Consider the following 9558-nt stretch of genomic DNA (forward strand, 5'->3'; position numbering starts at 1 on the left):
CTGGGCGGCGCGGACGTGCCGCCGCCCGCCGACGTCGATGCCGACGCGTGGCGGCGCTGCGTGCAGCCGCAGGTCAGCGTCGATTTCGTCTCGGCGGCCGCCGCGCGCCCTTCCGCGTGGTTCTCCGCCGCGCCCGAGGCGGTGGGCGCGGACCGCGCGGCGACCGACGAACGTTCGCACCTGCTGAACCTCGTTTGCGTCGCGGGCGACGGCGAACTCGCATTCGAGTGCCGTTACAGCGACGCCGTGCACACGCGCGCCACCGCCGAACGGTTGCTGCGCCGGTGGCGCGAGCACATGGAGGCCGCGCTCGCGCTTGTCGCCGACGCCGCCGTTCCCGTAGTCGAACACGATCCTTCCTGACATGACCCAGATCTACCTGAAACCGAACGTCGTCTTCGAACCGCTGGTCAATCAATGGTATGCGTGGACGTTCCTGCTGCAGCCGGCGACGTGCGCGCTGGTGATGAAGCAGGTGCACCTGCGCATCATGGAATCCTTCATTCGCGCGCCCGAGCTGCACCGGCGTTCCGCCGCGAAGATGGCCGGCGGGCCGTTCCTCAACGGCGGCCGGGAGCTCGTGCCGGCGGTCGACGCGCTGATCCGCGACACCCGCACGCGCGCCGCGCCGCTGCTGGCGCTGGCGGACGCGCTGCGCGAGCTCGACGAGCTGCTCGCGCGGGAAGGGGGCGGCGACACGCTGTCGCCGCTGTATGCGCGGGTGCCCGAGCCGTTGAAGGGGCTCGTCGAGCTGGGCTACGACCTGCGCGGCCACGCGTCGTACCGGCTGTTCGAGCGGCTGCTGTACGACAGCGCCGGCTATCTCGATGCGCTGCAGAGCGTGAACGGTTTCCTCGCGACCAGCGACGACCGGAGCTTCATGCTCAGCACGCCGCGCTTTCCCGACGAGCACATGGTGCAGATCCGCCTGCCGTTCCGCGACGCGCTGTACGACGAACTGTTCGCGGCCCGCCACGCGGGCGCCGCGCCGGACCTGATCGATCGCCTGCTGGTTCACGCGGAGGGCGGTGCCGAGCGGCGCGCGGCGCTCGAAACCTGGTTCGCCGACGCGCCGCTGCCGCGCTCGCCGTCGGCGCCGGCGCGCGCGGGGCAGCCGGTGCGGGTGCGCTACTTCAACCACGCGACGGTGCTGGTCGAAACCGCGGAATTTTCGCTGCTGACCGATCCGATCGTCGGCTATCCGCTCGGCCAGGGCGACGATCCGTTCACGTTCGCGGATCTGCCCGAGCGCATCGACTACGTGCTGCTGACCCACAACCACCAGGATCACATCGTGCTCGAGAGCCTGCTGCAGCTGCGGCACCGGATCGGCACGCTGGTGGTGCCGCGCAGCCACGGCGGGTTCCTGCAGGACCCGTCGATCCGGCTCGCGCTCGAGGCGTGCGGGTTCGAGCGGGTCGTCGAGGTCGGCGAACTGGACAGCGTGCCCGTGCCGGGCGGCGAGATCGTGGCGCTGCCGTTCCTCGGCGAGCACGGCGATCTGCATATCGCCGCGAAGATGGCGTTCGCGCTGAAGGTGGACGGCAAGAGCATGCTGTTCGCGGCCGACTCGAACAACCTGCAGCCGGAGCTGTACCAGCGCATCGCGCAGCGCATCGGCCGGATCGGCACGCTGTTCATCGGCATGGAGTGCGAAGGCGCGCCGATGTCGTGGCTGTACGGCGCGCTCCTGAACGAGCCGCTCGGGCGGCAGTTCGACCAGAACCGCCGGTTGAACGGCTCCGACTGCGCGCGCGCGTGGCCGCTGGTCGAGTGTTTCGCGCCGCGCCAGGTGTTCGTCTATGCGATGGGCGCGGAGCCGTGGCTCAAGTTCATCTCCAGCATCGAATACGCGCCGACGTCGCTGCCGATCGTCGAATCGGACAAGCTGATCGCCCGCTGTCACGCGCACGACATCCAGTCCGAGCGGCTGTACCTGAAGAAGGAAATCATCCTCTGAGCGCGGGCGGCCACGCGGCCGCCCGCATCGTCTCGTCTCGTCGAATCGTCGAACCAGGAAAACACTTCCATGCCGGATCGTCATCCGTCCCGTGTCGCTGCCGTCTTCAAGATGCTCGCCGCCACGGCCGTGCTGTTGCTGGTGATCGCCGCGGGCCTGCTGTATTGGGCGCTGCCCGCCGCCACCGGCTACGCGTCGCATTACCTGTGCGTGCGCGCGCTCGCCGGCGGCGACGGCGATGCACGCGCGCTGTTCGCGCGCGAAGTCAGGCCGATCAATCCGTTGTTCCACTTCGTCACGTACCGGATCGACCGGGCGCGACAGACCGTCGAGGCCGCCGGGCTCGGCGTGCTGCGTTCGACGGTCGCGCTGTACCGGCCGGGCCTCGGCTGCACGATCGCACCGGCCGACGCGATCGACGCATTGCGCGCGGCGGGCCGCGGCCTCGCGCTGCCGCCTGCCGCGGCCGATGCCGGCTACGTCGACCACTACGGCAACGCCGACGATGTCGCGCCGGCCGATCCGCTGCCGGCGCTGAGCGCCGTGCTGGATCGCGCGATGGCGGAGCCGTCGCCCGCGTCGCTGCGCAACACGCTGGCCGTGGTCGTGCGGCAGGACGGCAAGCTCGTCGGCGAGCGGTACGCGCTGGGCGTCACGGCCAACACCCCGTTGCTCGGCTGGTCGATGACGAAAAGCGTCACCGCGTTGCTGGCGGGCGTGCTGGCCCGCGACGGCAAGCTGACGCTCACGCAGGATCACCTGCTGGACGACTGGGCGCAACCCGGCGACCCGCGCCAGGCGATCCAGTTGCGGAACCTGCTGCAATGGACGAGCGGGCTGGATTACCAGGAAGGCTATCTGCCCGGCTCGGACACGACGAAGATGCTGTACCAGTCGACCGACATGGCGCGCTTCGTCGCGAGCCGGCCGCTGAAGGTCGCGCCCGGCCGCGAGGTGGACTACCAGAGCGGGGGCAGCGTGCTGGTCGCGAAGATCGTCGCGCGCGCGATCTCGCCGCGGCCGCTCGACATCGTGCCGTTCGCGCGGGCGCGGCTGTTCGAGCCGCTCGGCATCCGCACCGCGATGATGGAGCCCGACGCATCGGGCACGCTGGTCGGCGGCAGCTACATGCTGGCGTCGGCACGGGACTGGTCGAAGCTCGGTCAGTTGATCCTGCAGCAAGGCGTGTGGCGCGGCACGCGCATCGTCGAGCCGGACTGGGTACGCTTCATGGCGACGCCCCAGGCGGCGCGGCACGACGGCCGGCTCGGTGCGCATCTGTGGCTGAACGCCGGCGTCGGCGGCGCGCGCCGGTTTCCGTCGCTGCCGGCGGACCTGATGATGATGGACGGCTTCAATCACCAGCTGGTGGTGATCGTGCCGTCATGCCGCGCGGTCATCACGCGGCTGGGCGCGACGGTGGACCACAGTTGGGATACCGAACGTTTCGTCGCCGACGTGATGGCGAGCCTGCCGGGCTGTGCGGGCCCGGCAACCACGACTGCCGCGAGGTAAGCACATCATGAAGATCATCGTACGTGACGCCGTGGCCGCCGATACGCCGGCCCTGTGCGAACTGTTCCTGCGCTCGCGCCGCGAGACCTTCGTCTGGCAGCCGGCCGGCGCGTTCCGGCTGGCCGATTTCGAGGCCCAGACGGAAGGCGAGCGGCTGAGGGTCGCCGAGGACGACGACGGGCGACTCGCCGGCTTCGTGTCGGTCTGGGAGCCCGACCACTTCATCCATCACCTGCACGTGCACCGGTCGCACCACCGGAGCGGCATCGGCCGGGCGCTGCTGCGCGCGTTGCCGGGCTGGCCGGCCACGCGTTACCGGCTCAAGTGCCTGCGCGCCAACGTGCCGGCGCTGGCGTTCTATGCCGCGTGCGGTTTCGTCGAGATCGGCGCCGGCAGCTCGGAAGACGGCGAGTACCTGCTGCTCGAGTCCGGCGGCAAGGACGGCCGATGACCGTCCACCTGCGGTACTGCCTGCAGCAGGCGGCGTTGTGGGGCACCTTCGGCCTCGTGCTGCCGGTCGTCACGTTGTTCCTGCTGCACAGCCATTTCACGCTGTTCGAGATCGGGCTTTACGCGGCGGTGTTCAGCCTGTCGACCATCGCGCTGGAACTGCCGTTCGGCGCGATGGCCGACCGTGTGGGCCGCATCCGGACCTATCGCGTCTCGCTGCTGATGAACAGTATCGGCTGCGCGCTGATGCTGTGCTTCAGCCAGAAGCCGGTGCTGTACCTCGCCGCGGCGAGCTTCGGCGTCGCGCGCGCGATGAGTTCCGGCACCGTCGACGCGTGGTACGTCGGCCTGCTGCGCGAGCACGGCGAGACGAACCGGATTCCTTATTTTCTCGGCCGCGCGGAGCTGGCCTCCGCGCTCGGGCTGGCGAGCATGTCGCTGGTCGGCGGCGTGCTCCCGGACCTGATCGGCAGCCGGCTGTTCGACAACCCGTACCGGATCGGCCTGGCGCTCGCATGCGGGTTGTTCATCGTGCTGCTGGGCCTGACGTCATGGTTTTTCGCCGAGGCGGAGCAGGCGCCGCCCGAGCCCGCGCCGGCCGGCCGGATGCGCGACGATCTGCGCGAACTGGTGCGCTTCGCGTGGCATGGCGGCGCGGTGCGGCCGCTGATCCTGCTCTGCATGCTGCTCGGCGGCGTCGTGTCGGTGCTGGAGAGCTACTGGCCGGTGGTGCTGAAGACGCTCGTGCCGATGCATGGCGCGACCTGGGCGTTCGGCCTGTTCCTCACGCTGATGCTGGTCGTCAAGGGCGCGGGCGGCTGGGTGTCGTATCGCGTGATGAAGCATTGCGCCGCACGACCGGCGCTTGCCGTGTCGCTGCCGTTCGCCGGGCTCGCCGCGAGCCTCGTGCTGACGCGCTGGGCGAATCACGTGGTCGCGTTCGGCGCCGTGCTGGGCGGGGTCGCGCTGTTTCTCGGCATCGCCGGCGCGGTGGTCAACGCGGTGCTGCATCACCGGACGCCCGATGCATTGCGATCGCGCGCCGTCTCGTTCTTTTCGCTGGTGTTCCAGCTCGGCAGCATGATCGCGTCGATCCTGCTCGGCTACCTGGTCAGCCAGTGGGGCGTGCAGGCGGTGTGGTGCGGCGTCGGCGTGCTGGTCGCGGCGGCGGCCGGGTACGGCGCGTCGATCGGTGGCTGGGCCGCCGACCCGATGGAGGAGGCGAAGACGACCGCGCGCGCGTAGGCCGGGCGCACCGTTTCGATTCATGTGTGATGCGTCATGCGGAAGCGGCAATTTTTTGTTTGTCACCCCACGATAGCCAAGGAGATCGACTTTGAAACAGGAGATGCGCATCGCGATTCACGAGACGCTGGAGGCGCTCGTGTCGCAGTACGGGACAGCGGCGCTCGAACGCGTGATCGAGTGCGTCGACATCAACACGGGGCGGGTTCCGCTGCCCGCGTTGCCGAAACATCAGCGGCCGCTGCTGTTCTATTTCCCGGGGCTGGACGGCAAGCCGTGGTACGAGGCGTCCGATTATCCGGCGCTCGAGGCGTTCACGTCGACGCTCGAGGCGTCGGTCGACGTGCTGCGCGAGGAGTTTCTCGCACAGGTGACCACGCCGATGCTGCTGCCGTACGAAGAGCAGGTGGCAGGGCGTTTCGAGTCGATCCGGCGGAACGACTGGGGGTCGTTCTATTTCAGGCGCAAGGGCGAGCCCGAGGTCGAGGAGAATTGCCGCCGCTGCCCGCGCACCGCGGCGCTGATGCGGCAGGTACAGGACTTCCTCAGCCCGAGCGGCGCGTTCATCTTCTCGGTGATCCAGGGCGGCACGCGGATTCCGCCGCATACGGACACGACGAATCTCAAGCTGACCTGCCAGCTTCCGCTGATCGTGCCGCGCGGCTCGCGGCTGCGCGTCGGCGACGAGATTCGCGAGTGGCCGGACGGGCGCGCGATCATTTTCGACGACACGTTCGAGCATGAGAGCTGGAACGACAGCGACGAGCCGCGGGTTTGCCTGCTCGTCGACATCTGGCATCCGGGCATCACGCGTATCGAGCGGGACGCGGTGGAGCGGCTCGACGCCGCGATCAGCCAGCATCTCGGGCTGGATTTCCGGCCGCCGTGGGCGGAAGCGGCTGCGGCGTAAGGTGGGGAGGGGCGACCGGCTGCGGGCGACCGGCTGCGGGCGACCGGCTGCGGGCGGTCGCCTTTTGACGATCGACCGATGGCGGAGGGACAGGGGTGCCGGCGCGGTTTTTCGCGGCGCTGTTTTCGAATCACGCGCCGGATCCGGCAAATCGTGTCGACAGTCGTGCGTTGGCCGGCGCGTTTCGAGGCCGTGCGCCCGCCGCGGCCTGGCGACCCGCGGGCGTGCCTGTCGGGTCGTCAATTCAGCCGTGCCGCCGCTCGCCACGGTTCCAGCCTGCCGGCCGCCACCTCCTGAATGACCTGGCGAACCTGCACGGTTCGCGCATCGTCATCCGTTCCGTGGCGGCCATGGCAGCCGGCTTCCGCCGGGATCGCTACGGCATCAGCCGGTCGAGCAACGGCGACCGGAAGATCCGGTACGGGTCGTAGCGTTCGAGGGTCGCGCGCGCCGTATCCCAGCTGCTCGACGCCGGCTGGCCTTCACGATGCAGGTTCGGAATCGTGGTGGCGAGCATCGTGTCGTCCTGCCAGGCGGCCGTGTCGGTATAGGCCCAGCCCTTCGACCATTCGGGGCGCACCGTCGCATACGAGCCGGTGTAGTTCGCGAGCATCCATTGCTCGATCTCGCGATAGAAGCGATCGGCGCCCGGCGTGCCCGGCAACGTCAGGATGTCGAACCACACGGCGGTATCCCATTCCGGCCGGTCGGGGCGCGGCTTGAGCGCGGACAAGGCGGGCACGACCGCACCCGCGCCGGCATCGGCCGGCTTGTCGAGACCGGTGACGCGGATCTCGACGGGACCGTTCATCGGATACTGGTTGCGCGCCTTGTACGTATCGACGCGGTTCTGATAGAACTGCACGAATTCGCTGATCACGCGCTGCACGTCGGCGCGCCGCGCCAGTACCGCGTAGCCGTTCGCGGTGACGCGCAGCGTCGTCGGCCGGATGTACTGCAGCACGGTGCGCGACCAGCCCCAGATGTCCCCGCTGAGCGTGAGCGCGAGACCGGCCGTCGTGATGGCCAGCTGCGTCTGGCCGAACAGCGGCGTCAACGCGCCTTCGCCGCCGATCACGATCCGCTTGACGAGATCCGAGATGGTCTGCGAGATCGAATCGGAGAACGGATAGTTGTACGGTTGCGTGACGGCGCGCGACAGGAGCGGCTTGCTGGGCGTCGGCGTCCAGACCTTGAGCCACGGCTTGGTCGTGAACGGGAACCAGATGGCTTCCACCCGGCCCGAGCCTTCGAGAAACGACGCGATGGTGCGGCCCGTCGAGCCGGCCGCGGCAAACAGTTCGGAGGCCGGAATATCGACGTAGCTCTGGCAGCGCAGCCGCTGGTTCGGGCCGGCCGTCAGCGTGACTTCGACGACGAACGCCCGCCCGATGTGCGCGAGGAACGCGCCGATCTCCGGATCGCTGCGCTCGAACCGGCGCAGCACGTATTGCTGCCGGGCCGGATCGAACACGACCGCGGTGAGCGCGACCACGAGATTGCTCAGCGAGCCCCAGGTATGGCCCGGCTGCAAGGTTTCACCGGCCGCCGGCACGGCGGTGCCGTGTGCATCGATCGCAAGCGCGCCGCCGAGCGTGATGTCGCCCGGTGCCGGCGCGGCAATCACGCCGAGGCCATATTGCTCGAGCGTCGCGAGCAACGACTCCAGCGAGACGCCCGTCTGGGCGGTGACGCGCGCCGGACGTGCCGACGTGTCGACGGAGACGGCCGTCAGCGACTTCGTCGTATCGAGCAGCACGAGGTTCGCGGCGCCGGCGCCCGGGTCCAGCGTCAGCGGCGACCAGTTGTGCATGTAGCCGCGCGGGCGTATCCGGTAGCCGTTCGCGCGCGCCCAGTTGACGGTCGCGACGACGTCGTCGGCGGAGCGCGGCGCGGCGGTCCATACGTCCTGCACGGCGATCTCGCCGCTCCAGTTCTGGAACGCCTGCTTGTAAAGCGGGATGTCGGCCGGGAAGCCGGGCGGCGTGTCGCCGGCCGTCCGCGCATGCGCCGCAATCTGGTAGAGCGGTGTCCAGCCGGTGACGATGCCGGCCGCCGCGAGCTTCGCCATGTCGGCCAGGAAGGCGCGACGCGGCGCAGGTTCGTCTCGGAAGTCGTGACTCATGGTGTGCTCCAATTTTTCGGCATTGTTTTGAAGATTGGAAAGACGACAAATGACGCGTTGAGACTGGTGTGGCAATCGATGCAGGCGTGACGCTCGGGAAGCGTTGCGCTCGGGTAGGGCAGGATTGAAAAGGAACGATGCGTTCGGCAATGCGCGGCCGCGCATCGCCACGGGCGTCTAAAAGGAAATCGAAAAACCGCCGGGAGATTGCTTCAATTGGCCGTCGGCCCGTTCTGTCGGCGAGCAGATAGGGAAATTCGACGGAATCGCGTGTGGCGAAGCGCTAGCCGCGGCGATCGATAAAAGATGATTTCACGTGAATATTAATCTTCATGTTTCGATTTTTTAAATAAACTCGGCCGCAGTTCAAGATTGATTGATGGTGTGTCGTATATTTCGGTCGAAAGCGTAACAATTTATCTACCGGGTGACAAGCTGCGGAGTTGACGAATTACGAGTCATTTAATATGGAAATTTTATGACGGAAAATGGCTTCGCCCTTTGTGGGTATTTTGCAACGCCGGTCTCGGAGGCCATCAACGGCAAGCTCGGAGCGGAAATTATGCTTCGCCGCCGCGCATATTGAATCGATTGTTGAGTGAATCGAAATAACGTCCGGAAGATATGACTTGAAATCAGCTCGCTGAGCGGGGTACGGGTGAAATCCGACAATTCCTCTCTCGAATAGCGCTTCCGGATGAAAATTCGTGGTATGCGCCGCTGGGGCGATTATTACCCAAGTTTGGGGTAAACGGAGGTGGATTAATTCGTGCGTTGATAATAATGCTGATGAGTGGCTTGCGGATTGATCGATTTCCGGTTAATGGGCGATGTGGTTTTAAAAAATAGATGTCGGGTTAACTGCAAATGTCTTAAATCATCGCTATCATACGCGGCTGGGATATACATGGATCAAATTCAATGGAAAGAATCGTTTCGCTTTTTGATCGCGATTTTTCGTTGAATTCGCCGGGAACGCGCCTGCTTCGAGCCGGCGCCGGGTTTTCCGATTCAGGTTTTCAGCACGTCCGGCGGCGGCGCGTTTTCGTCCCGCCACGCGCATCGACCGAAATGGGGGTTTCGGCCGCTTGCGGCGTCGCCCGCCATGAACGTCCGTCGATGCGACGCCCGCTGCATCGCGCTGTCCGATACGGAGGAAACATCGTGCCGGTGTCCCGTTCGTCATCGGTCGGTTCGATCGTCGGTGACGCGGCGGCGCTCGCCGTGCCTGACGATCGTTCGCACGCGCATCGCGTGTTCCGGATCGCGCGCCGGCGGCGCGCGTTGCCCGCCTGAGAACGCGTGCGACACAGCGCGACCCGAGGCGCGCCGGGCGAGCCGTGCCGGCTCGCC

General features: G+C 67.3%; 7 protein-coding genes. 6 read left to right on the plus strand and 1 reads right to left on the minus strand.

Annotated elements, in window-relative coordinates; translation table 11 throughout:
- The 6 genes from G3N96_RS35670 to G3N96_RS35695 form a co-directional block, all read left to right on the plus strand.
- Window positions 1-363: hypothetical protein (locus G3N96_RS35670; RefSeq protein ID WP_206140108.1), on the plus strand; the 363-nt coding region annotated here is incomplete at its 5' end.
- A 1-nt stretch (window position 364) separates the two neighbouring features.
- Entirely contained in the window at window positions 365-1960 is a 1596-nt protein-coding gene (locus tag G3N96_RS35675) for an MBL fold metallo-hydrolase (RefSeq protein ID WP_206140109.1), read from the plus strand.
- Between the two features lie 69 nt (window positions 1961-2029).
- Window positions 2030-3475 carry a serine hydrolase gene (locus tag G3N96_RS35680; protein WP_206140110.1) on the plus strand — a complete coding sequence of 482 codons (1446 nt, stop codon included), beginning with the start codon at window positions 2030-2032 and terminating at the stop codon, window positions 3473-3475.
- A gap of 7 nt (window positions 3476-3482) precedes the next feature.
- Window positions 3483-3926, plus strand: coding sequence for a GNAT family N-acetyltransferase (locus G3N96_RS35685; protein WP_206140111.1), 444 nt, complete (start codon window positions 3483-3485; stop codon window positions 3924-3926).
- Window positions 3923-5170 (plus strand): MFS transporter, encoded by a 1248-nt coding sequence (locus G3N96_RS35690; RefSeq protein ID WP_206140112.1) that lies wholly within the window; start codon window positions 3923-3925, stop codon window positions 5168-5170. The genes G3N96_RS35685 and G3N96_RS35690 overlap by 4 nt, the downstream gene beginning before the upstream one ends.
- Window positions 5171-5261: 91 nt before the next feature.
- Window positions 5262-6080 carry an aspartyl/asparaginyl beta-hydroxylase domain-containing protein gene (locus tag G3N96_RS35695; RefSeq protein WP_206140113.1) on the plus strand — a complete coding sequence of 273 codons (819 nt, stop codon included), beginning with the start codon at window positions 5262-5264 and terminating at the stop codon, window positions 6078-6080.
- 376 nt (window positions 6081-6456) lie between these two features.
- Here G3N96_RS35695 and G3N96_RS35700 read toward each other — a convergent pair whose 3' ends face one another.
- Entirely contained in the window at window positions 6457-8205 is a 1749-nt protein-coding gene (locus G3N96_RS35700; protein ID WP_206140114.1) for a cholesterol oxidase substrate-binding domain-containing protein, read from the minus strand.
- Between the last annotated feature and the right edge of the window lie 1353 nt (window positions 8206-9558).

The organism is Burkholderia sp. Se-20373, assembly GCF_017104705.1.
In the GTDB taxonomy this organism is placed as follows: domain Bacteria; phylum Pseudomonadota; class Gammaproteobacteria; order Burkholderiales; family Burkholderiaceae; genus Burkholderia.

Excerpts from the sequence above, each read along its gene's own strand:
- G3N96_RS35685 (WP_206140111.1), top strand. The coding sequence starts at position 3,483 with ATGAAGATCATCGTACGTGACGCCGTGGCCGCCGATACGCCGGCCCTG.
- G3N96_RS35675 (WP_206140109.1), top strand. The coding sequence starts at position 365 with ATGACCCAGATCTACCTGAAACCGAACGTCGTCTTCGAACCGCTGGTC.
- G3N96_RS35690 (WP_206140112.1), top strand. The coding sequence starts at position 3,923 with ATGACCGTCCACCTGCGGTACTGCCTGCAGCAGGCGGCGTTGTGGGGC.
- G3N96_RS35700 (WP_206140114.1), bottom strand. The coding sequence starts at position 8,205 with ATGAGTCACGACTTCCGAGACGAACCTGCGCCGCGTCGCGCCTTCCTG.
- G3N96_RS35680 (WP_206140110.1), top strand. The coding sequence starts at position 2,030 with ATGCCGGATCGTCATCCGTCCCGTGTCGCTGCCGTCTTCAAGATGCTC.